This is a genomic window from Arthrobacter sp. B0316-1-20 (assembly GCF_059091865.1).
On the sequence record NZ_JBNHHC010000022.1, the window covers coordinates 1 to 24450 of the forward strand.

Consider the following 24450-nt stretch of genomic DNA (forward strand, 5'->3'; position numbering starts at 1 on the left):
AAACTTAGCGTCTCCGGCGGCTCTCCACTCAACCGGGAAGTACGACGGCGGGGCGCATCCCGAGGGGAGAGACGCCGCCAAAAAAAATTTCCATGCACCTTCCGCGTGAAGGTGCCCGGCCGCCGTCGTGCTGTCGCAGCTCAGTCCGCCACCGGAACGGCACGGTCGTTGGCGTAGCTCACGCCCAATTGGGCGCGCACGCCGTCGAAAAGCCGCATGGTGTCCACGGTATCGGCCCAGGGCATGGTGGGGCTCTGCTGCAGGCCGGCCTGGATGCAGCGGGTGACCTCCCGCAGTTCAAAAACGTAGCCGTGGCCGACCGTTGGGAAGGTCTCCACCCGCGCCTCGCCCAAGTGCGGCTCGATGGTCAGCTCGGTGGGGTGGTGCAGCGGCGCGTTGCTCCTCAGCCAGCCGCCGGTGCAGGCCACCGTGGCCGTGCGCGGCGAGGCGGCCTGCAGCGAACAGGCCAGCTGCGCCTGCGCGCCCGAGCCGTAGCTGAGCGTCATGGCGTTCTGCGCGTCCACGCCGTCGTCGTTCACGTAGCCGGTGGCGGACACTGTCTGCGGGAAGCCCAGCGTTCCCAGCGCCCAGGTCAGCGGGTAGACACCCAAATCCAGCAGCGCACCGCCGCCGGCGGCGGGGTTCCAGAGCCTGGCTGCCGGGTCGTAGACGGCAGGAAAGCCGAGATCCGCCTGCACCCAGCGGACCTCGCCGAGCTCGCCGGAAGCCAGGATCTCCCACGCCCGATTGATGACGGGCAGGAAACGCGTCCAGACCGCTTCCATCAGGAACAGTCCGCGGCTGGCGGCCAGTTGGGTCAGCTCCAACGCTTCGCGCGCATTGATGGTCAGCGACTTTTCACACAGCACGTGCTTGCCGGCTTCCAGGGCACGCCGGGCAATGCCGTAATGCTGTCCGTGCGGCGTGGCCACGTAGACCACGTCCACTTCCGGGTCCGCGAAGAGCTGGTCGTAGCCGGCACCGGCCTCGCCGTCGAAATAGGCAGTGGCGAAGCCGAAGCGCCGCTGGAAGGCTACGGCGTTGGCCTGGTTCCGCGAGCTGACCGCCTGCAGCACGGCATCGGCCAACCGGGCGAGGTCTTCGCTGACCAGGGTGGCGATGGCCCCGGTGGACACCACGCCCCAGCGCAGCGGCTGCCCGGTGGCTTCCAGCGGCCCGGGCGAGCCGGGCGCGAGACAGGGCGGCGTGGCGATGCGGGGTGGTTGTGTCATGGCTCCATCTTGGCCGCCCACCGGATCGGGGTCCATGGGGACGATCAGGCTTTGTCCCATTGCTCCCGCGCCGAAGCTGCGCCCTACCGGTGCAGACCTATCGATGATACAAAGTAAGCAGGCTCAGTAATTCACCAACAAGAAGGAGCCCTCACCATGGATACAGGCATGATTATCGGAATCGTGATCGCTGTAGTTGTCATCCTCATCATCGTCGGACTCATCGTCTTCTTCGCACGGAAGAAGAGCACGCAGCGGAAACTCCAAGAGCAGGAAGAGCACCGCCGGCAGGCGGCGGAGATACGGCAAAGCGCGAAGGCGTCGTCGGTGGAGGCGCGGGAGCGCGAGGCAGACGCGATGCAAGCTCAGGCCGACGCCCAGCGCGCGGACGCAGAGGCGGAGCGCGCCAAAATTGAAGCCGAGCGCCTGCGCCTGGACGCCGAGCAGCGGCAGCAGGACGCGCACGGCATCCGCCGCGAGAGCGAGGACCAGCTGCGCAAGGCCGATGACTTGGACCCGGACATCAACACCAAGGACCGCGATTCCGGGTCAGACCGCCACTACGACGGCGGCGCTCCCCGGGGCGACGCCGACACCGACCGTCGGGTCGACACTGATATGACTCGTGGCAGCGACCCGCGCGCTGACACAGTCCGCCAAGGCGATACTTCCGCAGCCCAAGGCGATCAGGCCGGCCGGCACATCGACGACACCCGGTATGACGATGATCCCCGCCGCGGCGACGCCGGCAGCCACAGCATCTAAGCGGACGCCGGTTGTGCCGCCGCCGTCGGCCGGTTCGTCTTGCTGAGCATCGGCAGGATACTCAGCAGACAGCCGGCGGCGGCAGCCAGGATCAGCAGCCGGTAATCCACAAACCCGATCAGTGCGGCCGCTCCCAGGGCCGCCATCACCTGCGGCAGGTTCAACAACAAGTTGGCCGCTGCACCGGTCCGGCCCTGCAAATGGGCCGGACTTTCGGTTTGCCGCAGGGTCACGTAGGCGATGATCGCCCACATCACTCCGCAGCCCACGAGGACCACTGCCGCCAGAAACAGCGCCACGGAATTGCTGGCGAGCAGCGGGATCGCCGCGCCCAGCAGGACCAGTCCCAGGACCAGGGTGCGCTGCAAACCCAGCACACGGATGACACTCGCGGCGGTCAGCCCGCCAAGCACCGAGAACATGCCTTGCACGCTGGAAAACACAACCAGCGACTCCGGCGGCAGGCCAACTCCATGCTCGATCGATGCGAAGAGCGTGACGTTGAGCATGCCGGTGGCCGCTACCGCAATCATCAGGGTTATCGTTGCCGGCCGCAGCTGCCGGTGCCGCCACAGGAAACGGAACCCGGCCAGCGAGCTGGACCAGAAGGTTTCCCCCTCCACCGCTTCAGGCTCGGCTTCGTGGACCCGCACGGTCAGCATCACGGCGGCCGCCGCCAGGAAGCACACACAGGTGGCGGCAATGACCGGTGCCATGCCCCACAGCGCGAACATGCCGGCGCCCGCCAACGGGGCAACGATGCGCAGGCCTTGGTCGACGGTGCTGAGCAGGCCATTGGCCGGAGCCAGCAGGCGGTCCGGCATCAGGTCCCGCAGCAGGCCGCCCTGCGCGGCGGCGGTCAGGTAGGAGGAGGCGGCATAAGCCGCCATGACCGCATAGACCAGCCAGAGCTGGTCCGCGTCCTGCACCAGCAGCAATGCCAGCACCACAACGGCGGCCACGACGTTGTTCAGCACCATCAACCGCCTGCGGCTGAACCGGTCGGCGAGCTGGCCGATCAGGGGAGCGAACAGGCCGGGCGCTCCGAAGGCGGCGAAAACCAGCCCCGCCGCCGCATCGGAACCGGTGAGTGCTTTAGTCCAAATGGCAGTGGTCAGGAACAAGGCCGAATCGCCGAAGTTGGTCAAGAGCCAGGCCAGCGCCAGTCGGCGGAAGGGCGCGACCGCGAGGGCCTGCCGATTGCTGCCGACGTCCGCCGTGCGCTGGCTGCCGGCGCTGCTCACTGCAGCCCGGGGTCGATGTTGAGCACGCTGAACAAATGGGTCTTTTGGGCGCCGTTTGGCCGGAGCGATGGATCCTCGACGCGGCCCTCGAAGCGCCGGCTGAGCTCGAGCAGGTCGTCGCGGAAGTGCTTGATCTCCTCGGGCGTGGCGTAGAACTGCGTGGAGCTGATGACCGACAGATCCAGCTCGTCCGCCGGCAGATCCGGGGCACGGCCGGCCCAAGCCCTGAGCCGTTGGAACTGGCGCTCCAGCTCCAGGCCGGCCAGCGCCACCACCGCGTGCCGGGAGCCGGGCAGGCTGTGGTCGATGGTCTGGGCGCGGCTGTGCGAGACGGGTTTCCACGGCTTGTCCCGCCCAACCTGTTCACCCGGCTCGATGTAGCCGTGTTTGGCCAGGATCCGCAGATGGTAGGAACAGCTGGCCACAGATTCTCCGGTCGCTGCGGCGCACTCGGTGGCGGTGGCTTGGCCGGCACCGTCGAGGACATCGAGCAGCTCCAGCCGCAGGGGATGGGTTAGGGCACGGATGCGAACCGGGTCGCTGACCACCTGCTCTCCGGCAGCACCATGGTGCCCGTGCGTTGGCCCCGACTGCCGGGCAGCGCCGTCGTCATTGTTATCGGCTTGCACGATTCTAAAGATATCTTTAGCAAGATTCCTTTAGCAAGGCCTAGGCTGGCTAAGGAAAAGTCGACGGGGTCAGGACGCGGGGATGCAGGGCTGCGGCTGTTCGGCGAACCGAAACCACTCCGGAAGGTCCGCGGTGAAAGCGTGGGCTAGGCGGGAGGTGCCGGCGGCGCGCCAGTCCACGGCGGCGTCGACCTCTGCCTCGTGCTTGTTCCACTCGAACCAATTGACCATCTTCAGCTGCGGGTAGTCTTCCGGGATGCGCGGATCGAACATCTGACTCCACCAGGCCTGCTTGATTGCCAACTCCTCGGCCCCGGCCCGGCCGGGTATGCTCAAAGCCGCCGTTTCCGGAACGGCCACCGGCTTGCCGCGTTCCTTGCCGTACTCGGCGTAGAAATCCGGGACGGCTAGATCATTGCCGCCAGCGCCGTGGTAGGTGCCGGTCAGCTGCCGCAGGAATTTTCCTTCTTCGGGCACAACGTTCTCACCCCAGGGGTAGGAGTTGCCCCAGTGGTAGAGCGACATCCCCACCCAATCGACGGCCTCGTCGCCCGGATAGTACGGTGCATAAGGATCGTCATCGCCAATGATCGTCCCGTCCTTGTTCGTGTCCAGCTCCAGGAAGTCCTGCGTCTGCGGCTCGACCTGATGCTGTCCGCCCGCAAACGGGTAGCCGCCACCATAGTTGGGCGCCCACATGGTGGCGCTGCCGGGGGCGAGACGGTGGATCGACTCCGCCACCCGACGAAACGCCTTCTTGTAAGCGTCCGGCTGCTGACCCCATTCATACCAGGAGCCGTTCATCTCGTGCGCGAAGCGTACGATGACCGGCACGCCGGCCCGATTGTAACGGTCCGCGGTGGTTGCCAGATCATCGGTGACCCGCGAGGTCACAGCCGCCAGCCCGTCGCGCGGCTCGAGCGTCAGGAGCAGAATTCCGCCCTCGGCCCGGACCTGTTCAAACGCCGCTTCCACGTCCGCGGCAGCATCGGTGCTCAATGGAAAGGAAGCGAAGCTGACAACCACGGCTGGCCTGCGGCCCAAATGCTTTCCGTATTCCTGCAGCGTCTCGTGCTCCCAGTCTAGATTCACGCCGGCGAGAACCCCGGACGCCGGGGCCAGCGACCTCCCGTCCTGGGCGGCGCATACGGAAACAGAGGGTGCAGCTGCGGAGGGTGCGGGATCCGCGGCGCAGGCCGAAAGCCCCAGAACCAGCACCACCGAAGAAACAACCGTTTGCCACGCTCCAGTCGGATTCACGCTCCCCATTCTTCAGCACGATCCGCCGTCGACGGTGCAGCCCCTGACACTCGTGCCGCACTGGTGCGCCAAGGTCAGCCCTTGACCGACCCGCTCATCAGGCCGCCGACGAAGTACTTGCCCAGGATGATGTAGACCAGCAGCGTGGGCAGTGAGGCGATCAGCGCGCCCGCCATGGAGGCGGCGTAGTCGGTCAGCTGCCCGCCGGCCAGGAAGCTCAGTGCGATGGTCACCGGGCCGTTGGAGCCGGAGGAAAAGAACGCCGCGAACAAGTAGTCGTTCCAGGCCGAGGTGAACTGCCAGATCAGCACCACCACGAAGCCCGGAGCGGAGATCGGCAGGATCACCGAGGCGTAGGTGCGCAGCAGGCCCGCGCCGTCCATCCGAGCGGCTTCGATCAGCTCGCTCGGAACGGACTCGTAGTAGTTGCGGAAGATCAGCGTGCAGATGGGCAGCCCGTAGACGATGTGCAGCACCAGCAGCGAAGGGATGCCGTTGGGCACCCCGAGGCCTTGCATCAACTGGGTCAGCGGGATCATCACGGCCTGGTACGGAATGAACATGCCGAACAGGATCAGCGTGAAGACGACGTTGGCGTACGGGAAGCGCCAGCGTGACAGCACGAAGCCGTTCATCGAGCCGAGGAAGGCGGAAATGATCGACGCCGGAATGACCATGGCGAAGGTGCGGCCGAGTGCCGGGGCCAGGGTGTCCCAGGCCTTGGCCCAGCCGGCGGTTTCCCACGTGGTGGGCAAGAGCCAGGCGGTGGAGGGATCGGCGTCGGACGGGCCCTTGAAGCTGGTGATGAACAGGACGTAGGCAGGAATCAGCACCACGAACACGAACAGCAGCAGCAGGGCGTATTTGAGCGTGCGGTTCATTCGCTGCCGGCCGGTGCGCGGAGCCGGCGGACGGGGCTTGGCGACTTCGACGGGCGGCGGGACGGTTGCGGTGGTCATCAGCGTTTCTCCTGCCGCGAGGTGTAGACGAGGTACGGGATAACCACCAGCGCCACAAGCACCAACATGATGGTGCCGATGGCTGCCGAGTCGGCGTAGTCGCTGCCGATGTACTTGACCCACATCATGGTGGCCGGGACCTGGATGTCATACGTGTTGGCATCGGGCACGATGGCCCGGATCAGGTCGAACAACTTCAACGACATGTGGCCGATGATGATGACGGCCGAGAGCATCACCGGGCTCAGCTGCGGGAAGATCACGTGCCGGTAAAGCTTCCATTCGCTGCAGCCGTCGATCCGCGCCGCTTCGCGCAGTTCTTCCGGGATGCCGCGGAAGCCGGCCAGGAACAGGGCCATCACGTAGCCGGAGAGCTGCCAGATGGCCGGCACGGCGATGGCGGCAATGCCCCAGTTGGGATCCGACCACCAGCTGTTCTGCAGGAAACCGAGCCCCACGCTGTCCAGCAGCCGGTTGAGGCCGGTGGTGCGCTCACCGCCGGACTGGTTGGTTTGCAGGCTGGAGAGCAGCCAGCGCCACACGACGCCGGAGGCGATGAAGGAGACGGCCATCGGGAAGAGGTAGACCGAACGGAAGAACCCCTCGCCGAAGGATGGCCGTTCCAGAATCCAGGCCCAGAGGAAACCGAAGATCAGCGTGCCGGCCAGGAACACCACGGTGAGCAGCAGCAGGTTGCGCAGCGCGTGCTGGAAATCCGGGTCCCCGAACAGCCTGAAGTAGTTCTCCATGCCGACGAAGTCCGAGGACGGCCGGGCGGTGTGCTGGTTGGTCATCGAGATGCGGACGTTTTCCGCAATCAGTGCATAGACAAAGACGGCCAGCAGGATGAGGGTGGGGGAGATCAGGGCCAGTGCAGGACCCCAGGTCTTGACTTTCTTGAACATGGAATTCTCCTTGTGCCGCCGGCGCACCGGGTGGGACGTGGAAGGGCGGGCGCGGTGGTTCTGCCGCGCCCGCCCGTCCGGGGGAGTCCTGGTTACGGCTGGAACTTCTCGGCGATGGACGCCGCGGAAGCCTGCAGTGCGGCCACGTCCTGCGGGCCGCCGAACTTGCTCACCGCGGTGCTCAACTCGTTCAGCCAGGCCACGGGGACCGCGGCACCGTGGGCCAGCGAGGACACGATCGTGTCGGTCGAGAAGTCCTCGATGGCGCTCTTCTGGTACTCGCCGAACTTGTCGGCCGGCACGTCCGTGCGGGCGGGGATGGAGCCCTTCGCCGCGTTGAAGGCCTGCTGGCCGTCCACGCTGGAGATGGTGGTTAGCCATGCCTTGGAACCGTCGGGGTTCTGGGCGCCCTTGGGCAGCGTGAACGAATCAGCCAGGAAGTCGAAGACACCGTCGGTCCCCGGGGTCGGGAAGTAGACGTAGTCCTCGCCGGGCTTCTTGCCGTCCTGGGAGAACTTGGCTTCGGCCCAGTCGCCCATCACGTTGTAGGCGGCTGCGCCGTCCTCCACCAGCTGCGTTGCCGGACCCCAGTCGCTGAGGGTGTCGCGGTCGGAGTTGGTGTAGCTGAGCGCCTTCTTGTAGTTCTCGATGGCTTTGGTGACGTCTGCGCCGGCCCAATCGGTGGTGCCGTCCCAGAGTCCGTTGTAGCCTTCGGCGCCGAGGGTGGCCAGCAGGATGTTCTCGAACAGCTGTACCTGGGTCCAGGTCCCGGCCACGGCCAGCGGAGTGGTCCCGGATTCCTTGATTTTGTCCATGTCCTTGAACCAGGCGTCCAGGTCGGCCGCCGGCTTGTCCGGATCCAGTCCGGCCTTCTTCAGCACGTCGACGTTGGCCCACACCACGTTGGCGCGGTGGATGTTCGACGGAACGGAGTAGATCTTGCCGTCAACGGTGAGGCGGTCCAACAAGTCCTTCGGGAAGGCCTCGTTCAGCTTTGCTTCCTCATAGAAAGAACTCAGGTCTTCGAGCTGGTCGGCGGCGATGTAGTCCTGCAGTTCGGCGCCTGCATGGGCCTGGAACGAGTCCGGCGGATTGCCCGACTTCAGGTTGGCGGCCAGGACGCTCTTGGCCTGGCTGCCGGCGCCGCCGGCGACGGCAAGGTTGTCGAACTTCAAGTTCGGGTACTGCTCGGAGAAGATGTCCACCAGCGCATCCAGTCCGACCTTCTCGGAACCGTCCGCCCACCAGGTGAAAACTCCCACCGAACCCGACGCTTCTGAGGGGTTGGCATCCTCAACCGCGCTTCCACCGCCGCAAGCCGACAGGAGCAAACCTGCAGCCGCAACGCTGGCGAGCATAGACATGCGTCGCATAACGCCTCCATCAATCAACAGTCTGTGGCCACGGGGTCTGCACGACCCGCACACGGATGTGTGGCTTGAAGGAAGTTAACTCGGTCACACGGCTTGTCGTCAAGAGTTGAACGCAAAGCGTTACCTAACCGTCAGGTGCCGGCGCGCTCTAGACGAAGGGCAGTTCGGCCTGTTGGAGCACCAGCGTGGCGGCTCCCAAGGCCTCTGCGCGGCTGCCCAGAGTGGACATCGCCAGATCCGTTGATTCGCCTACGACCGGTACTACATGGCGCAGCAGCCCGCGTCGCACCGGGTCCAACAGGATGCTGCCGAGACCCGTGAGTGGCCCGCCGACCACGATAAATTCGGGGTTGAGCAGGTTGCAGACGTTGGCCAGTGCGCGCCCCACTGCCAGTCCTGCATCATCGATGACCCGGAGCGCGGCCGGGTCTCCGTCCAGGGCGATCCGGACGACGTCTTCCGTGCCGATCGGGGCCCCGCGGCCGTGGCTGAGCAAATCGATCATGGTGGACGTGGATGCGACGGTCTCCAGGCAGCCGCGGTTGCCGCAGCGGCAGATGACTCCGTGCTCGGCGACGGTGGCGTGGCCGATTTCGCCGGTGACTCCGATGTGGCCGTAATACAGGTCGCCGTTGAGCACCAGGCCTGCGCCGATACCCGATCCAATCTTCAGGAACACCAGGTTCTGGGCGTGCTGGTACGGGCCCCAGCTGACTTGGGCGAGTGCGCCGAGATTCGCGTCGTTGTCCACGAAGACATCGGTGCCGAACCGTTCCTGCAGCCGGGCCAGCAGGTTGATGCCCACCCATTCGGGCAGGATGGCACCGTGGATCACGGTGCCGGTCCGGCGGTCGATCGGCCCGGGGATTCCGGCGCCGACGCCGAGCACCGCCCCAGAGGATACCGATTGGTCATCCAAGAGTCGCTGTACCAGCCGGGCGGCGGCGTTGATGCCTTGCTCGGCGTCGTGCCCGAGGGGCAGTTCGACGGCGTCGGCGGCGAGCACCCGGTGGTCCAGGCTCACCAGCACCACCTGCACGTGCCGCCGGCCAAAATCCACTCCGACGGCGACGGCGCCGCGGCCGTCAATCCGGACCGAGAGCGCGCGGCGGCCTGAACTGGTGGTGGGTGCGGTACTGACCAGTCCGTCTTCGGCCATCGCCTTGACGATGTTGGACACGGTGGCAGTGGATAGCCCGGTCTGCCGGGACAGTTCGGCCTGCGTCAACGGACCGCGGGCCATCAGCGCCTGCAGGATCCGTTGGCTGTTCCGCCGGCGCAAGGCACCCTGGGAGCCGGGTCGGTGCTGAGCTCCGGGTGGAACGGGGCGCGACGAGGCCTCGAGAGCGGACGGCGGATTGGCTGACATAGACAAAAGCGTGCGCCAGTGGCGGCTTGTAGTCAAGAAGTTAACGCAATACCGTCCGGAATGCGACGCGGGGCGGGCAGCAGCTTTAGCAGCAGCGTTCCCGGATGAAGCGGCTACTGGTCGGTGGCGTCGTCGATCGCGTCGCGGTGCAGGGCAGCGAGCTCCACATAGCGGGCGGCGTTGTCGAGGACGGATTGGTACTCTTCCTCGGTGAGCTCGCGGCGGACCTTGGCAGGGACGCCGGCGACAAGGGAGCGCGGCGGAATCTGCGTACCTTCCAGCACGACGGCGCCGGCTGCCACCAGCGATCCTTCGCCCACCACAGCACCGTTCATGATGGTGGCGCTCATGCCGATCAGGCAGTTGTCCTCGACGGTGCAGCCGTGGACCACCGCGGCATGGCCGACGCTGACGCCGGCGCCGACCGTGCAGGGGAAGCCTGGGTCGGCGTGCAGGACCACGTTGTCCTGCAGGTTGCTGCGTTCGCCGACCCGGATCGGTGCCGTGTCGCCACGGACGCTCACGCCGTAGAACGCGCTGGAGTCGGCGGCCAGGGCCACGTCCCCGCTGAGCGTGGCCGTGGGGGCAACAAAGGCGGACAGGTCGACGGCCGGCAGCATGCCGGCGATGGTGATGATGTGGGCCATTGCACCAGCCTAGCCAGTCGGCGGCGCTTCAGCGGGTTCGTGACAGAGGTGCCGTCCCGGCATCTGTCCGGTCAGGGCTTGGTCACGATGAAGAACTGGTAGTGCCTGCCGGTCCCGGGCCGGTCCCAGGTGGTGAAGCCGGAGACCAGTCCGTGCTCACCGAAGAGCCGGCGCACGGTGTCGTCGCGGCGGCGGCTGTAGAAGCGGTTCGGCTCGAAGTCCTCGTTGGCAACGATGATCTCCTCGTCGTCGCCCGACCAAAGCCCGACCGCCAGCGGGGCGCCCTCGGCCAGGACGCGCATCGTCTCGGCCAAGACATCGGGGAGGTCCCGATCGGGAATATGCAGCAGCGTGCTCATGGTCCAGCCGGCCGAAAACGTGCCGCTGGCAAACGGCAACTCGCGCACCGAGCAGACCACCGCCTCCAAACTCTTGGCCCGGGCGATCCGGACGTTTTCCTCGGACAGGTCGATGCCGGTGTAGTGAATGCCCGCGGCCTTGAACGCCAGCCCGTCCGCGCCCGTGCCGCAGCCGATCTCCAGCACGCTGTGTCGGTGCGCCGCGACCAGCGACCCGATGAATGACTGTCTGGCCTCGTCCCTCTTCGGATCCCGGGGGCGCCGGTCGCGGGCGGGGGCTTGACGGTCATAGAACGCCTTCAGCTCCGGCTCATGGTTGCCCATCCGTCGAGAGTACGCCTCAGGTGAGCTGCGGCACAGAGCCAGGCACCGCCGTCGTTATCAACGGTTGTCGCCACAGCGACCGGCGGCTCCGGGGACCGGCTAGTTGAAGATGACGGTGCGGTTTCCGTCCAGCAGTACGCGGTGTTCGGCATGCCACTGCACTGCGCGGGCCAGCGCACGGGCTTCGACGTCGCGGCCCAGCGCCACGAACTGCTCGGCGGTATGGGAGTGGCGGACCGGGATGACTTCCTGGTCGATGATCGGCCCCTCGTCCAGGTCCGCGGTGACATAGTGCGCGGTGGCACCGATGAGCTTCACGCCGCGGGCATGGGCCTGGTGGTACGGCCTGGCGCCCTTGAAACTGGGCAGGAAGGAGTGGTGGATGTTGATCGCCTTGCCGGCCAGCTCGGTGCAAAGTTCGTTGCTGAGCACCTGCATATAGCGGGCCAGGACCACCAGTTCCACATCGTGCTCGGCGGCCAGATCCATTAGCGCCTGCTCGGCCTGCGGCTTGGTGTCCGGGGTGACCGGGATGTGGTGGAAAGGGATGCCGTAGAACGCGGCGAGGTCGGCCAGATCCGTGTGGTTGGAGACGATGGCGGGGATCTCGATCGGCAGGGTGCCGGAGCGCTGCAGGAAGAGCAGGTGGTTCAGGCAGTGCCCTGACTTCGACGCCATCAGCAGCGTGCGCATCTTGACGCCCTCGCGGCGCAGCTTCCAGGTCATGCCGAACTCCTGCGCCACCGGCTGCAACTGGTCGTGCAGCTCTGTGTAGGACTGGTCGGTGGCCACCGCCACCCGCATGAAGAAGCGTCCGGACTGCGGGCTCTCATACTGCTGTGACTCGGTGATGTTCCCTCCGGCCTGCACCAGGGCGCCGGCAACGGCATGCACTATGCCGGGGCGGTCCGGGCAGGAAAGCGTGAGGGTGTAAGCGGTGGGAGCGGCGGCGTCAGTCACGAGTCCTAGGGTACCGGCTGGCGTTCGGCTTCCGCGGCAAGGTGCTTGGTGGCGGCGATAGCGGCGGCGCGGCCCGCCCGGGTGGCACCGACCGTGGACGCAGACGCTCCGTATCCGACCAGGAAAAGACGCGGCTCCTTCACCACCGAAACGCCGTCCTCGGCCATGATGATCCCGCCGCCGGGTTCGCGCAGCCGCAGCGGCACCAGATGGTCCAGCGACGGCCGGAAACCGGTGGCCCAGAGGATCACATCGGCGTCTTCGGTGGAGCCGTCGGCGAACTCGATGCCGTGTTCGCTGATGCGGGCCAGCTTGCCCCGCGAGACGAGGACGCCGGCGTCAATGCCCCGTTGGTACGTCTCGGTCAGTGGCAGGCCGGTGGCGGCAACCACGCTGAGGGTGGGCAGTCCGGCGCGCGTGCGCTCGCTGACCCGGCGTTCCACGTCAACGCCCCACTCTTTGTCGAACGGGGTGGCGGTGAAGTCCGGTGCGCGGCGGGTGGACCAAAGGGTGTCGGCCCCGGCGGCGTCCAGTTGCAGCAGGAACTGCAGCGCGGAGGTGCCGCCGCCCACCACCAGCACCCGCTGCCCCCGGAACTCGTCGGCCGACCAGAAATCCCGGGTGTGCAACTGGCGGCCACGGAAGGTTTCCTGCCCGGGGTAGTGCGGCCAGTACGGCTTGTCCCAGGTTCCGGTGCCGCTGATCACCGTCCGTGCCAGCCACTCGCCGCCGGTGTCGCTGCGCACCCGCAGGAGGGCACCGTCGTCGTCGATTGAGGCGACGCGGACCGGGCGGTGCACGGGCAGCTTGAATTGCTGCTCATAGGCACCGTAGTAACGGCGGACGACGGCGGAGGACGGCTCATGCGGGTCAGGAACCCCCAGCGGCAGGCCGGGGAGGTCGTGCAGTCCGTGCGCGGCGTCGAAGGTCAGTGAGGGCCACCGGTGGCGCCAGGCGCCGCCCGGGCCGTCATTGGCATCGAGCACCACAAAGTCGCGTTCGGGAACCAGCCCGCGTCGGGCCAGCTGGTAGGCCGCGCTTAGTCCGGCCTGGCCCGCGCCGATCACCACGGTCTGCAGCTGATGACCGCTGCCTGCTGCCTGATTCGCCACGATGCCCCTTTGATTGTTGACGCTTCAACTTCTATGGGCTGTAACGGCGGCCGGTGCCGGGGTATTCCGGGCCGTGGCTGAGGCGGCAGCGGGATGTCTCCGGCGCAGGCCTGATACCGCTGACTCGTTTCCTGCCGGCCTCGATGGCGCTAGGGTGGCAGCAGCGATGACGGAAGGCCGTGCCATGACGCATCTGGAACGTCACAACCCGCTGCGCAACAGACCCGGCCGGGTCGTGCTGGCAGCCGCACTAATCATTGGCTTGGCCGGCTGCACCGGCAGCGCCGGTTCCAGCCCCACCGCGACCGGCGGGACCACCCAAACGCAGGGCGGCGCGGGCGGGCAAACCGGGGGAGCACAGCCTGCCGGTGGTATTCCGGACATCGTGGAGAGCGTGCAGCCGTCCGTGGTCACGATTTTCACCAAGCGCGGCTTGGGCAGCGGCGTGGTCTATTCCAAAGACGGGTTGATCCTGACCAACGAGCATGTGGTCGGCGCCAGCACCAAGGTGGAAGTGGCTTTCGCCGACGGACAGCGCACTACCGGGAACGTGCTGGCGACGGACGCGGTGTCCGATCTGGCCCTGGTGCGGACCACCCGCGACGGGCTCCCCGCCGTCGCGTTTGCACCGGCACTGCCGAGGATCGGCGAACTGGCTGTGGTGATCGGTTCGCCGCTGGGCTTCGAGAACACGGCGACGGCGGGCATCATCTCCGGCCTGCACCGTTCCATTCCCGGCTCCTCCTCGTCCAGCCTGGCGCTGGTGGACTTGATCCAGACCGACGCCGCGATCAGCCCCGGCAACTCGGGCGGCGCCGTCGTCAATGGTCGTGGCCAAGTGGTGGGCATCAGCGAGGCGTATATTCCGCCGGAAGCGGGCGCGGTGTCGCTGGGCTTCGCCATTCCCGCCGCAACCGCCCAGGAGGTTGCCGGGGAACTGCTCAAAAACGGCGTCGCCAAGCACGCGTTCATGGGGCTGGCCCCGGCCACCATCACGCCCCAGATCGCGCAGCAGCTGGGGATGCGGCAGGCCGGCGGCGTCGTGGCCCTGAACGTGACCAACGGCGGCCCGGCCGACAAGGCGGGGATCCAGCCCGGAGATGTGCTGGTAAGCGTGGACGGGGAGGAACTGGCTACGGCGGAGGACCTGCTGGCTGTCCTTCGGAAGCACGATCCGGGCGATGTGGTCACGGTGGAAGTGCGCCGCGGCAGCGACACCAGCCAGGTGAAGGTCACGCTTTCGGACCGGCCAGCGGGGTGACCGGCTGTTAGGATTGGCTCGCCGCGACTGGCGTTAGGTGGGACACCACCAGGAAGCGGCAGCAGGGGCAGGGATCCTCGATCGCCGCTCCTGTAGATGTAGACCTCGGATCGCACGCCTGGGACGTAAGGTCGCCTTGGGGCCTGACTGTGTCCGGGGCCGGTAACGCGTCATGCGTGCGGTACCTGCACCCGGTAATCTGGCCTGTAGCAGTGAGATAAGCCCACCACCCAGGAGATTCTCCCCGTGACTTCCACGCCCTCTGTGACCGATCTGCCGTTGTCCCAGATTGATCCTGAAATTGCCGCTGTGATCGACGCCGAACTCAGCCGCCAGCGCGACACCCTTGAAATGATCGCCTCCGAGAACTTCGCGCCGCGTTCGGTGCTCGAAGTCCAGGGATCGGTCCTGACCAACAAGTACGCCGAGGGTTACCCGGGACGCCGTTATTACGGCGGTTGTGAGCACGTGGACGTCGCGGAGAACCTGGCGATCGAGCGGGCCAAGTCGCTCTTCGGCGCGGAGTTCGCCAACGTCCAGCCGCACGCCGGCGCCCAGGCCAACGCCGCCGCCCTCTCCGCCCTGATCCAGCCGGGAGACAAGATGATGGGTCTGTCGCTGGCGCACGGCGGACACCTGACCCACGGCATGAAGCTGAACTTCTCCGGCAAGCTCTACCAGGTGGCCGCCTACGAGGTGGACCCGCAGACCTTCCGGGTGGACATGGATAAGGTCCGCGAGCAGGCCCTGGCCGAGCGCCCGAACGTGATCGTGGCCGGCTGGTCCGCCTACCCGCGGCAGCTGGACTTCGAAGCCTTCCGCTCCATCGCCGACGAGGTCGGAGCCTACTTCTGGACCGACATGGCGCACTTCGCCGGGCTGGTCGCGGCCGGGCTGCATCCGAACCCGGTGCCGCATTCGGACCTCGTCACCTCCACCGTCCACAAGACCCTGGCCGGTCCGCGCTCCGGCGTGATCCTGGGCAAGGAAGCCTTTGCCAAGAAGGTCAACTCCGCGGTGTTCCCGGGCCAGCAGGGCGGTCCGCTGATGCATGTGATTGCGGCCAAGGCCGTGGCTTTCAAGATTGCCGCCGGCGAGGAATTCAAGTTGCGCCAGGAACGCGTGCTGGAAGGCGCCCGCATTCTGGCCGAGCGCCTGACCGCGCCGGATGTGGCCGAGGCCGGCGTCTCGGTGCTGACCGGCGGCACCGACGTGCACCTGGTGCTGGTGGACCTGCGCAATTCCGACTTGGACGGCAAGCAGGCCGAAGACCTGCTGCACGAGGCCGGCATCACGGTCAACCGCAACGCGGTGCCGTTCGACCCGCGCCCGCCGATGGTGACTTCAGGCCTGCGGATCGGTACCCCGGCGCTGGCCACCCGAGGCTTCGGCTCCACCGAGTTCACCGAGGTGGCCGACATCATCGCCACCGCGCTCAAGGGAGGGGCGGATGTTGCCGCGCTGCGCGCCCGCGTGAAGAAACTGGCCGACGACTTCCCGCTTTACCCCGGCCACGAGGAGTGGTGATATGAACCTGTACTCAACCCCGCCGACGTCGCGTGTCCTGGATGGCAAGGCCACCGCGGCACAGATCAAAAGCGAACTCACCGAGCGGGTCTCTGCGCTCAAGGCCAAAGGCATCGTGCCCGGCCTGGGCACCGTGCTGGTCGGCGAGGACCCGGGCAGCAAATGGTATGTGGGCGGCAAGCACAAGGACTGCGCCGAGGTGGGCATCGAGTCCATCCGCCGCGACCTGCCGGAGACCGTCTCGCAGGAGGAACTGGAAGCAGTCCTCGATGATCTGAACGCGGATCCGGCCTGCACCGGCTACATTGTGCAGCTGCCGCTGCCCAAGCACATCGACACCAACCGCATCCTGGAGAAAATCGATCCGGCCAAGGACGCCGATGGGCTGCACCCGATGAACCTAGGCCGGTTGGTGCTCAACGTGGGCGAACCGCTGGACTCGCCGCTGCCTTGCACACCGCACGGCTGCGTGGAGTTGCTGCTCCGCCACGACATCGAACTGGCCGGCAAGCGCGTGCTGGTGGTGGGCCGCGGCGTCACCGTGGGCCGTCCGCTGGGGCTGCTGCTGACCCGCAAGACAATCAACGCCACAGTGGTCCTGGCCCACACCGGCACGGTGGACCTGGCCGCGGAACTGCGGGAAGCCGACGTCGTCATTGCCGCCGCAGGGATGCCGCACATGATCAAGGCGGTCGACCTCAAGCCCGGCGCGGTGGTGCTGGACGTAGGAGTGAGCAGGGTCGAGGACGAAGACGGCAAGGCCCGGGTGACCGGCGACGTGGAGCCCGAGGCCCGCAACGTGACCAGCTGGCTCTCGCCCAACCCCGGCGGTGTCGGCCCGATGACCCGCGCCATGCTGCTGGCCAACGTGGTGGAAGCCGCCGAGCGCCAGGCCGGCTAGGCCGCCGGCAAGGCCCCAGGAAGGCGGCGTCCCAGTCCGGGACGCCGCCTTCTTGTCGACTCCGGGCACCGTACCGGATTCCGGGGCACCGTACCGGATCCCGGGCACCGTACCGGATTGTCTGCCGCCCTTGGTGACAATCGACGGGCGAATAGTTGCAGCGACACGCCGATGCTGGCTGCAACTATCCTCCACTCGAAGCGCGCCAGTTGTGCTGCGTCTTCGACGATGCAGCCGGGCAGCCGTAGCCTGTGAATAACTTCCGCGCGGAATCGCTCCTGCTGCACATAATGTCAGCATGAGCCCAGCGCGACGATCAGGAGCCGAAGGACGCCTTCCGCGAGCGAGGCCGCTCCCGCCACACCTGCAGAACTCCGCCTTCACGGTTCAGGACGGCCTGACATCCGGACTCAGCAAGGGGCAGTTGAGCCACCGGCGCCTCATCCGAATCAGCCGAGGCATCTGTGCCGTCCAGCCAACCGAACTCGATCTCGAAAGCCGTGTCCGGCCCTTCACCCGTGTCACCGATTCCAGCGCGGCTTCACATGACACAGCGGCACGTTTGTGGGATTTTCCCGAGCCGGCCGCACATCGTTTCGATCGGCGCATTCATATTTCACGTCCAGCCGGCGCCGCCCGGATGCAGCGGCCCGGGGTAGTGGGCCACCGATCCGGGCTCTGGCCAGATGAAGTCGCTTATGTCGACGGGCTCTGCGTCACGACGCGGACGCGGACATGGCTGGACTTGGCGGAAAACCTGGAGATGGATGATCTGGTGGTGATAGCGGACCACCTCCTCCGGACTCCACGGCCGGAGTTCGAAGGGCGGGCAGAACCGTACGCTCGGCGGGAAGAGCTTCTGGCCATGCTGCGGCGTCACCCCGGGAAACGGGGGCTACGGAGGGCCCGTGAGGCGTTGGCTTTGGCTCGAATAGGGGCGGATTCCCCGCCGGAGACCAGACTACGGTTGGCCATGATCCGGGCCGGCTTGCCGGAACCTGAGGTGAACAAGCCCATCTGGAACGACGACGGCGACATGCTGCACGCGCCGGACCTGTCGCTGCCTGAGTACCGCCTCGCGATTGAGTACGAAGGTGATGGTCACAGCGACTCCGGCCAAATCGCCCGCGACATTGAGCGGGAAGAACGTGCCCGGTCAGCGAACTGGGACGAAGTGCGGATCTCCAAGCGGCACATGGCCAACGGTGCCAGACGGGCGGTGGAAAAAATTGCGGCGGCGCTGCGTGAACGCGGATGGAGCCACAACGAAGCCGCCTGACTTGGCCGCCGATAGCAGGGGCCCCAGGGCAGGCGCTCTGAAGCCGCCTGACTTGGCCGCCGTCATCAGCGCCCCCAAAAAAGGCGCGCTGATGACGGCGACGTGGACCAAGGCGGACGGGGACCAAGAGCCGACAAAAGAGCGGGTGCCCTGCCGGAATCGCTTCCGGCAGGGCACCCGCCTTACTCGTTGACTGGCCAGCGCTGGAGCGCTGCGTGTCTGCTTAGACTCCCACCTTGACGGCGTCGTCGGTGGAGACCCCGCGGCGCTTGTCGAAGACGGTCGCGCCGACTTCCTGCTCGGCCTGGTTGTTGATCGACAGGTCGAGGCCCGGGCGGTCGCGCAGGATCAGCACTGCGATGATGGAGATGATCGTCATGCCGAACAGGTACATGGAGACCGAGGCGCTGGAGCCGGTGGAGTTGATCAGTGCCTGGGCAATGGTCGGAGCGAACGCGCCGCCGAGAATGGCGCCCAAGGCATAGGCGATCGAAACGCCGGAGTAGCGGACCGAGGCCGGGAAGATCTCGCTGTACCAGGCAGCCTGCGGGCCGTAGCTGAGGCCGAGGCCAACGCTGAACATGCCCAGCGCCAGGTACAACATCGCGAGCGAGCCGGTGTCGATCAGCATGAACAGCGGGAAGACGGTCAGCAGCTGCGCGCCAAACCCGATCAGGTAGGTGCGCTTGCGGCCGATCTTGTCCGAGAGGATGCCGGCGATGGCGGTGAAGATGAACCACATGGCGGAGGCGAACGTGATGGCCAGCAGCACGTCGGTGCGTTCCATGCCCACCGCGTCGGACGTGGCGTAGCTCGGGATGAACCCGCCGGTGGCCATGTAGCCGGCGGCATTGTTGCCGGCGAAGACGAGGGCGGCCAGGATGACCAGCAGCCAGTGCTTGCGGAACAGCTCGACGACGGGAACCTTGCGCTGCTGCTTCTTCTCAGCGATCTCCTTGAACACCGGGGACTCGTCCACCGAGCGGCGGACCAGGTAGCCGACCAGGATCAGCACGATGCTGATCAGGAACGGAATGCGCCAGCCCCATTCGAGGAAGGCGTCGCCGGGAGCGATAACGCCGGTCATCAGTGTCATCACGCCCGAAGCGAGCAGCATGCCCAACGGAACGCCCAGCTGCGGGAAGGAGCCTGCGCGGCCGCGGCGGTCGCGCGGAGCATGCTCGACGGCCATGAGGACCGCGCCACCCCATTCGCCGCCGGCTGAGATGCCCTGCAGGATGCGCAGCAAGAGCAGCAGCACAGGTGCCAGGACGCCAACGGTCTCATAGGTGGGCAGCACGCCGATCAGCGTGGTGGCGGCGCCCATCATCATCAAGGTGATCACCAGCATGGCGCGGCGGCCGAGTTTGTCGCCGTAGTGGCCGGCGAGGAAGGCGCCCAGCGGCCTGAACAGGAAGCTGATGCCGACGGACGCGAAGGCCAGCAGGAGGCCAATGGACTCACCGGCCGGCTCGAAGAACAGGTGCGCGAAGACCAGTCCGGCTGCGGTGGCGTAGATGAAGAAGTCGTACCACTCGATGGTGGTGCCGATGATCGTGGCAAACGCGACGCGACGCTGGTTCGCGGCCGTTGAGTGCCCTGATACTGCATTGCTCATGGTTTCCTTCAAGAACGGTCACGTCGAGGAGCTCGGCGTGGTGATAATGGTGCGAAGGCTGACAGGAACGACGACGCCGGCGGCTCGCCGCCGATCGTTTCCGCGGTGGGAACCGATCGTGAACGGTTCGTCGCGCCGTCGTCGATGGGATCCTCCATCTGTGACGAGCGCAACTATTGAACTTATCACTCATTGTGACACGCCTTACTTCTATTGGTAAACTTCAGAAAACCGATAAACATCTTTGACTGGACTGAAGAACCGTGGCGCACTTCACCCTGCGGCAACTTGAGCTTTTCGCCGCCCTTCCCGATCACCCGACGCTTAGTTCGGCGGCAGCGAGCCTGCGCATCTCAGAGTCCGCGCTGTCCCAGGCCATCACGGCGCTGGAGCGGGCCGCCGGTGAACAACTTTGCGTCCGGCGCAAGGCGCTGGGTTTGCAGCTGACCCCGTCCGGGCAGTTCTTCGCCCAGCGTGCCCGCCAACTGCTGCGCGATGCCGACGCGCTCATCAACGACCTGACCGGTGCCGCCGGGGAGCTCAAGGGGCCGGTGCGGCTGGGCTGCTTTGCGAGCTTTGCCAGTACGGTCCTGCCTTCGGTGCTCGACCAGTTGCCGGAACAGTACCCGGGGATCAGCGTGGACGTGACTGTTGGTTCCCATGACGAGCTGCTCCCCGCGCTGGATGCCGGCCAGCTGGATCTGGCCATGGTGTACGACATGGAGCTCCCGGCCGGTTATCATCAGCGCACGATTTACCAGACCGAGCTGCAGGCGGTGCTGCACCCTGAACACCCGCTGGCCGCCCAGCCCACGGTGGACTTGGCAGATCTGGCGGACGAGCCGCTGATCATGTACGAATCGAGCCCCAGCACCGCAAATACTTACCGGGTGTTTGCCGATCGGGGACTTCGTCCGCGCATCGTGTCGTCCATGCCGCAAGTGGTGCTGGTGCAGGCGCTAGTCGGCCGCGGACTGGGCTACGCGCTGCTGATGTCACGGCCGGAAGCCCCGGCCGTGACCGTCGAGGGAAGGAGCGTGGCGGTGCGCCCGCTGTCCCCTCCGGTATCCCAAACCACCATGTGCGCCATTTGGCCCGACACCATGGTCCTCAGCCCGCGGGCGGAGGCGGTGTTGGGCCATACGGTGCGGGCGCTCAGCGGAAGCGCCGCCGGGTAAGGCACTCGTGCGTGGCGCTTCCGCGGCCACGCTGACGGGGGCGCTCCCGCGCGTTTGGCGCTAGACCGTGGCGGTTTGTTGTTTGGAGTAGCCCTTGAGGTCGAAGTTGGGGTCGGCGGCTTGTTCGGGGGTGAGGGTGCGGCCGGCGGTGAGCAGGCGGCGGGCGGCCATGTGGTCGGCGGGTTGGTTGACGGATTCGACCGCGGCCAGGGTGCCGTTGCGGAAGCAGAACACGGAGAACTTCTCGTCTGCGGGGTTGCCGCGGAGCACGGTCTGGTCGCCGGGGGCTACCAGGCCGGCGATCTGCAGGCGCAGTGGTCCCTGGTTGGACCAGAACCAGGGCAGGTCGGCGTAGTGTCCGGGTTCCTCGGTGCCGAGGATTGACTTGGCGGCGTGCCGGGCCTGGTCGGTGGCGTTCTGCACGGATTCCAGCCGGGTGCGGGTCCCGGCGTGGGCGTTCGGGAAGGACGCGCAGTCGCCGACGGCGTAGATGTCCGGGTCGGAGCTGCGCATGGCGGAGTCGACCACGATGCCGTTTTCCACCTCGAGGCCGGCGGCTTGGGCGAGTTCGGTGCGCGGGGTGACGCCGACGCCGACCAGCACCAGGTCGGCCGGGTAGCGGAGCCCAGTGGTGGAGACCGCGGCGGTGACGTGCCCGGCGGCGTTGCCGTCGAAGGAGGCGATGCCTTCGCTCAGGCGCAGGGTGACGCCGAGGCGCTGGTGGGCGTCGGCGAAGAAGCCGCTCATCACCGGGGTCAAGGCCCGTCCCATCGGCCGGTCCGCGTACTCGAGCACGGTGACGTCCAGGCCGCGGGCGCGGGCGGCGGCGGCGAACTCCAGGCCGATGAAGCCGGCACCGATCACGACGACGGAGCGCACCGCATCGAGGCGGGCGTGCAGCGCTTGGGCGTCGGTGAGGGTGCGCAGCCCGTGGATGCCGGCCAGGCCGGCGCCAGGGACGGTGAGTTCGCGGTTGGCGGCGCCGGTGGCCAGCACCAGGGTCGAATAGGCCAGCGTGGCACCGTCGTCGAGGGTGACGGCCTCCGCGGCGCGGTCGATGGAGGTGACACGCACGCCCAAGCGGGCATCGACGTCGTTGGTGGTGAAGAACTTTTCCGGGCGCAAGGGCAGCGGGACCGGGTCCGTGCCAGCGGCGAGGTAGTCCTTGGACAGCGGCGGGCGCTGGTACGGGTGGTGCGGTTCCTCGCCGAGCAGCGTGATCGCCCCGGTGTAGCCTTCCTTGCGCAGCGAATCCACCAGCTGGATGCCGGCCTGGCCGTTGCCAACAACAACTACGTTTTCCGGATCAGTCATCGTGTTCATGGAAGGCCTTTCAGTAAGGGACAAGCATGCCAGCCGAGGCGGCCGGGTCAGTCCTGTTCGTCGGGAATATCGACTTCGAGGTTGTCGAAGTGGTCTCCGGCGATGAGCTGGCAGCCAAGGCGGCTGCGGGCCGGATCGCGGGGAGACACGGTGGTTTCAAGCATTTCCTCTTCGGCGGCGCTGATGGCGGGCAGGCCGTCCAAGTATTCTTCGCCGACGTAGACATGGCAGGTGGCGCAGATGGCTTGGCCGCCGCATTCGCCGATGATGCCGTCAACACCGTTGATCACCGCGGTCATCATGACCGTCATGCCAGAGTCGGCAGCGAGGCTGTCGACGTTCCCGTCGGCGTGGTGGTAGGTGATTTTTGCCAAGATTCTTCTCCTTGTTTGGGTCCGAACCTTGATCGTAGGTGCAGCATGGCGCGCCGGCTGGCGGTAGCTGTGGCGGCTTTGGTCAGCTTAGTTTGCGGGCCGCGCACACCGGCCGCGCCGGGGCCGGCCCAGCCGGGGGCGCCAGCACGGCCGGGGCCGCGCGGCTTAGATCTGGTCGTCCGGGACGTCCACTTCAATCTGTTCCAGTTCGTCGCCGACCACAATCTGGCAGCCCAGGCGGCTGCGGGCCTCGTCCCGGGGTCCGGCGGTGCACTCGAGCATTTCTTCTTCGTCGTCGCCGATTTCCGGCAGCCCGTCGAGGTATTCGGGCCGGACGTAGACGTGGCAGGTGGCGCACATCGCCTGGCCGCCGCATTCGCCGACGATCCCGTCGACGCCGTTGGTGACGGCGGCCCGCATCAGCGAGGTGCCGGGGTCGACGTCCAGAACGTCAACGTTGCCGTCGGAGTGGTGGAAACTGATCTTTGCCATGGGGAGCTGTCCTTGCTGTCGGCGTGTAGGTGGGGGAGAGGGGGAAGTGGGAATGGGAGGAACGGCCTAGGGCTTAACCCCAGAGCACCGGCATTTTGGTCATGCCGCGGAAGACCCAGCCGGCGTCTACCGGCGCGTTGTCCGGATCCAGACGGAGGTTCGGCAGTTCGCGGAAGACCTGCGGCATGGCGATCTGTGCCACCGAGGCCCGGGCCACCCAGGCGCCGGCGCAGAAGTGGTTCCCGCCGCCGAAGGCCAGGTGCGGCTTCTTCTCCCGGTTGATGTTGAACGACTCGGGATCCTCGAAGACCGCCGGATCGCGGTTGGCAGCGCCCACGACGATGCCTAGCCGGGAGCCGGCCGGCAACTGGACGCCTTCCAGCACGGTGTCGTGTTTCACTTCCCGCGGGTACATGCCGATGGGTGCCACCCAGCGCACGGATTCTTCGAAGGCCCGGGCGTACAGCGTCTCGTCGGCCAGCACCTGGGCCAGCTGATCCGGATTGGCCAGCAACGCCCATACCGTGGTGCCCAGGACATCGCGCGGTTCGTTCAGCCCTCCGCCGATGGTCATCTTCATGTTTGCCCGGATGGCTTCGAGCGGGATCGGCATCGACGTCATTCCGGAGAGCAGGCTGGAATCAGGGTTCTTGCGCAGGTAGGGCAGGATCTCGTCGATTGCATCGTCGACCTCGTTGTAGGACTGTTCCGACTTGGCCCAAACCTCGGGATCGTCGGCGTAGTTGCCGGTGCCGTCGATCATGGTCTGCGACCAACGCTGCATGTCTTCCTGGGTGGCGTTGTGAAAGCCCATGATCAGCCGCAGGTTCTCCGCGGCGTAGGGAGCGGCGTAATCCCAGACGAAGTCGGCGCCCGGTCCCGCTGCCTTCAACTGCGCCATGTACTTGTCGCTATTGGCCTGAAAAATGGCGTTCCAGTGTTCCTTGATCGCTTTGGGCCGCAGCACATTGCCGTAGGACTTCCGGTCCACGTCATGTTCCGGGTCGTCCTTGCGCAGCATCGAGTGGCCCATGGCCCGCTTCATCAGCGAGTTGGTCTCGTCGGCGGAAAAGCGCTCCTGATCCTGTTCGATCACATGGCAGGCCTGGTAGCTGGTGACCATGTACCGGTTGACGGCGGGCACCCAGTGCACCGGGGACTCTGCGCGCAGCTTCTGGTAGATCGGGTACGGGTTCCGGTAGAGATCCGGGATGGTGACCCACTCCGCGGTGGGAACCTGGTGGGCTTCGGTAGCGGCGGCGGTCATGCTCGGTCTCCTGGTGTGTGGCGGCCGGGACCTGCTGTCCCGGTTGCTGTCCGGCTGGTCTCACGTCGTGGGACGTGAGGTGTGTCTCGAAT

At 66.6% G+C, this 24450-nt stretch carries 23 protein-coding genes; 6 read left to right on the forward strand and 17 right to left on the reverse strand.

The genetic code is table 11. The features are described from left to right. Nucleotides 1-140 precede the first annotated feature (140 nt). Entirely contained in the window at nucleotides 141-1232 is a 1092-nt protein-coding gene (locus AC5RW2_RS27560) for a Gfo/Idh/MocA family protein (protein ID WP_493950877.1), read from the reverse strand. A 156-nt stretch (nucleotides 1233-1388) separates the two neighbouring features. Here AC5RW2_RS27560 and AC5RW2_RS27565 point away from each other — a divergent pair, with 156 nt between their 5' ends. Further along, nucleotides 1389-1997: a hypothetical protein gene (locus AC5RW2_RS27565; protein ID WP_493963356.1), complete on the forward strand. Its 609-nt coding sequence runs from the start codon at nucleotides 1389-1391 to the stop codon at nucleotides 1995-1997. On the opposite strand, the gene AC5RW2_RS27570 is transcribed toward AC5RW2_RS27565, so the two are convergent. The 11 genes from AC5RW2_RS27570 to AC5RW2_RS27620 form a co-directional block, all read right to left on the reverse strand. Then, a complete protein-coding gene (locus tag AC5RW2_RS27570) occupies nucleotides 1994-3241 on the reverse strand; it encodes an MFS transporter (protein WP_493963357.1) in 1248 nt (415 codons plus the stop codon). The two genes, AC5RW2_RS27565 and AC5RW2_RS27570, sit on opposite strands and share 4 nt — an antisense overlap. Next, on the reverse strand, nucleotides 3238-3870 hold the full coding sequence (locus AC5RW2_RS27575) for a winged helix-turn-helix domain-containing protein (protein ID WP_493963358.1): 633 nt from the start codon (nucleotides 3868-3870) through the stop codon (nucleotides 3238-3240). The genes AC5RW2_RS27570 and AC5RW2_RS27575 overlap by 4 nt, the downstream gene beginning before the upstream one ends. Nucleotides 3871-3939: 69 nt before the next feature. Beyond that, nucleotides 3940-5130 (reverse strand): glycoside hydrolase family 26 protein, encoded by a 1191-nt coding sequence (locus AC5RW2_RS27580; protein ID WP_493963359.1) that lies wholly within the window; start codon nucleotides 5128-5130, stop codon nucleotides 3940-3942. A 74-nt stretch (nucleotides 5131-5204) separates the two neighbouring features. Beyond that, nucleotides 5205-6089, reverse strand: a complete 885-nt coding sequence (locus AC5RW2_RS27585) for a carbohydrate ABC transporter permease (protein ID WP_493950873.1) — start codon at nucleotides 6087-6089, stop codon at nucleotides 5205-5207. Further along, complete coding sequence (locus AC5RW2_RS27590; protein WP_493963360.1) at nucleotides 6089-6994, reverse strand: carbohydrate ABC transporter permease; 906 nt, start codon at nucleotides 6992-6994, stop codon at nucleotides 6089-6091. The genes AC5RW2_RS27585 and AC5RW2_RS27590 overlap by 1 nt, the downstream gene beginning before the upstream one ends. Nucleotides 6995-7086: 92 nt before the next feature. Further along, on the reverse strand, nucleotides 7087-8367 hold the full coding sequence (locus AC5RW2_RS27595; protein ID WP_493950871.1) for an ABC transporter substrate-binding protein: 1281 nt from the start codon (nucleotides 8365-8367) through the stop codon (nucleotides 7087-7089). Between the two features lie 148 nt (nucleotides 8368-8515). After that, nucleotides 8516-9736, reverse strand: a complete 1221-nt coding sequence (locus tag AC5RW2_RS27600; protein ID WP_493950870.1) for an ROK family transcriptional regulator — start codon at nucleotides 9734-9736, stop codon at nucleotides 8516-8518. 113 nt (nucleotides 9737-9849) lie between these two features. Continuing rightward, complete coding sequence (locus tag AC5RW2_RS27605) at nucleotides 9850-10383, reverse strand: gamma carbonic anhydrase family protein (RefSeq protein WP_493950869.1); 534 nt, start codon at nucleotides 10381-10383, stop codon at nucleotides 9850-9852. A gap of 71 nt (nucleotides 10384-10454) precedes the next feature. Then, nucleotides 10455-11066, reverse strand: coding sequence for a class I SAM-dependent methyltransferase (locus tag AC5RW2_RS27610; RefSeq protein ID WP_493950868.1), 612 nt, complete (start codon nucleotides 11064-11066; stop codon nucleotides 10455-10457). A gap of 99 nt (nucleotides 11067-11165) precedes the next feature. Continuing rightward, nucleotides 11166-12026, reverse strand: a complete 861-nt coding sequence (gene purU, locus AC5RW2_RS27615; protein ID WP_493941832.1) for a formyltetrahydrofolate deformylase — start codon at nucleotides 12024-12026, stop codon at nucleotides 11166-11168. A 5-nt stretch (nucleotides 12027-12031) separates the two neighbouring features. Beyond that, nucleotides 12032-13138, reverse strand: a complete 1107-nt coding sequence (locus tag AC5RW2_RS27620; protein ID WP_493950867.1) for an FAD-dependent oxidoreductase — start codon at nucleotides 13136-13138, stop codon at nucleotides 12032-12034. A 184-nt stretch (nucleotides 13139-13322) separates the two neighbouring features. Between AC5RW2_RS27620 and AC5RW2_RS27625 the strand changes: the two genes are divergently transcribed. From AC5RW2_RS27625 to AC5RW2_RS27640, 4 genes are all read left to right on the forward strand, one after another. Next, nucleotides 13323-14399: a S1C family serine protease gene (locus AC5RW2_RS27625; protein WP_493963361.1), complete on the forward strand. Its 1077-nt coding sequence runs from the start codon at nucleotides 13323-13325 to the stop codon at nucleotides 14397-14399. 246 nt (nucleotides 14400-14645) lie between these two features. After that, nucleotides 14646-15926, forward strand: a complete 1281-nt coding sequence (gene glyA / locus AC5RW2_RS27630) for a serine hydroxymethyltransferase (RefSeq protein ID WP_493950865.1) — start codon at nucleotides 14646-14648, stop codon at nucleotides 15924-15926. A gap of 1 nt (nucleotide 15927) precedes the next feature. After that, entirely contained in the window at nucleotides 15928-16827 is a 900-nt protein-coding gene (locus AC5RW2_RS27635; protein WP_493963362.1) for a bifunctional methylenetetrahydrofolate dehydrogenase/methenyltetrahydrofolate cyclohydrolase, read from the forward strand. A gap of 1003 nt (nucleotides 16828-17830) precedes the next feature. Next, nucleotides 17831-18106: a putative endonuclease domain-containing protein gene (locus tag AC5RW2_RS27640; protein WP_493963363.1), complete on the forward strand. Its 276-nt coding sequence runs from the start codon at nucleotides 17831-17833 to the stop codon at nucleotides 18104-18106. A gap of 223 nt (nucleotides 18107-18329) precedes the next feature. Here the strand turns inward: AC5RW2_RS27640 and AC5RW2_RS27645 are convergent, their stop codons facing one another. After that, nucleotides 18330-19724, reverse strand: coding sequence for an MFS transporter (locus AC5RW2_RS27645; protein ID WP_493963364.1), 1395 nt, complete (start codon nucleotides 19722-19724; stop codon nucleotides 18330-18332). Nucleotides 19725-19987: 263 nt separating this feature from the next. Here AC5RW2_RS27645 and AC5RW2_RS27650 point away from each other — a divergent pair, with 263 nt between their 5' ends. Then, nucleotides 19988-20902 carry a LysR family transcriptional regulator gene (locus AC5RW2_RS27650; RefSeq protein WP_493950861.1) on the forward strand — a complete coding sequence of 305 codons (915 nt, stop codon included), beginning with the start codon at nucleotides 19988-19990 and terminating at the stop codon, nucleotides 20900-20902. A gap of 60 nt (nucleotides 20903-20962) precedes the next feature. Here AC5RW2_RS27650 and AC5RW2_RS27655 read toward each other — a convergent pair whose 3' ends face one another. From AC5RW2_RS27655 to AC5RW2_RS27670, 4 genes are all read right to left on the reverse strand, one after another. After that, on the reverse strand, nucleotides 20963-22225 hold the full coding sequence (locus AC5RW2_RS27655) for an NAD(P)/FAD-dependent oxidoreductase (RefSeq protein ID WP_493963365.1): 1263 nt from the start codon (nucleotides 22223-22225) through the stop codon (nucleotides 20963-20965). Nucleotides 22226-22272: 47 nt separating this feature from the next. Next, nucleotides 22273-22599 carry a 2Fe-2S iron-sulfur cluster-binding protein gene (locus AC5RW2_RS27660; protein ID WP_493950859.1) on the reverse strand — a complete coding sequence of 109 codons (327 nt, stop codon included), beginning with the start codon at nucleotides 22597-22599 and terminating at the stop codon, nucleotides 22273-22275. Between the two features lie 165 nt (nucleotides 22600-22764). Then, entirely contained in the window at nucleotides 22765-23091 is a 327-nt protein-coding gene (locus AC5RW2_RS27665; protein ID WP_493950858.1) for a 2Fe-2S iron-sulfur cluster-binding protein, read from the reverse strand. A gap of 73 nt (nucleotides 23092-23164) precedes the next feature. Further along, nucleotides 23165-24358, reverse strand: coding sequence for a cytochrome P450 (locus AC5RW2_RS27670; RefSeq protein ID WP_493963366.1), 1194 nt, complete (start codon nucleotides 24356-24358; stop codon nucleotides 23165-23167). Nucleotides 24359-24450 lie beyond the last annotated feature (92 nt).

What these genes read in the sequence shown, in the direction of transcription:
- AC5RW2_RS27560 (WP_493950877.1), bottom strand. Translation starts at nt 1,232, where the DNA reads ATGACACAACCACCCCGCATCGCCACGCCGCCCTGTCTCGCGCCCGGC.
- AC5RW2_RS27565 (WP_493963356.1), top strand. Translation starts at nt 1,389, where the DNA reads ATGGATACAGGCATGATTATCGGAATCGTGATCGCTGTAGTTGTCATC.
- AC5RW2_RS27585 (WP_493950873.1), bottom strand. Translation starts at nt 6,089, where the DNA reads ATGACCACCGCAACCGTCCCGCCGCCCGTCGAAGTCGCCAAGCCCCGT.
- AC5RW2_RS27590 (WP_493963360.1), bottom strand. Translation starts at nt 6,994, where the DNA reads ATGTTCAAGAAAGTCAAGACCTGGGGTCCTGCACTGGCCCTGATCTCC.
- AC5RW2_RS27595 (WP_493950871.1), bottom strand. Translation starts at nt 8,367, where the DNA reads ATGCGACGCATGTCTATGCTCGCCAGCGTTGCGGCTGCAGGTTTGCTC.
- AC5RW2_RS27600 (WP_493950870.1), bottom strand. Translation starts at nt 9,736, where the DNA reads ATGTCAGCCAATCCGCCGTCCGCTCTCGAGGCCTCGTCGCGCCCCGTT.
- AC5RW2_RS27605 (WP_493950869.1), bottom strand. Translation starts at nt 10,383, where the DNA reads ATGGCCCACATCATCACCATCGCCGGCATGCTGCCGGCCGTCGACCTG.
- AC5RW2_RS27610 (WP_493950868.1), bottom strand. Translation starts at nt 11,066, where the DNA reads ATGGGCAACCATGAGCCGGAGCTGAAGGCGTTCTATGACCGTCAAGCC.
- AC5RW2_RS27625 (WP_493963361.1), top strand. Translation starts at nt 13,323, where the DNA reads ATGACGCATCTGGAACGTCACAACCCGCTGCGCAACAGACCCGGCCGG.
- AC5RW2_RS27635 (WP_493963362.1), top strand. Translation starts at nt 15,928, where the DNA reads ATGAACCTGTACTCAACCCCGCCGACGTCGCGTGTCCTGGATGGCAAG.
- AC5RW2_RS27645 (WP_493963364.1), bottom strand. Translation starts at nt 19,724, where the DNA reads ATGAGCAATGCAGTATCAGGGCACTCAACGGCCGCGAACCAGCGTCGC.
- AC5RW2_RS27655 (WP_493963365.1), bottom strand. Translation starts at nt 22,225, where the DNA reads ATGAACACGATGACTGATCCGGAAAACGTAGTTGTTGTTGGCAACGGC.
- AC5RW2_RS27665 (WP_493950858.1), bottom strand. Translation starts at nt 23,091, where the DNA reads ATGGCAAAGATCAGTTTCCACCACTCCGACGGCAACGTTGACGTTCTG.
- AC5RW2_RS27670 (WP_493963366.1), bottom strand. Translation starts at nt 24,358, where the DNA reads ATGACCGCCGCCGCTACCGAAGCCCACCAGGTTCCCACCGCGGAGTGG.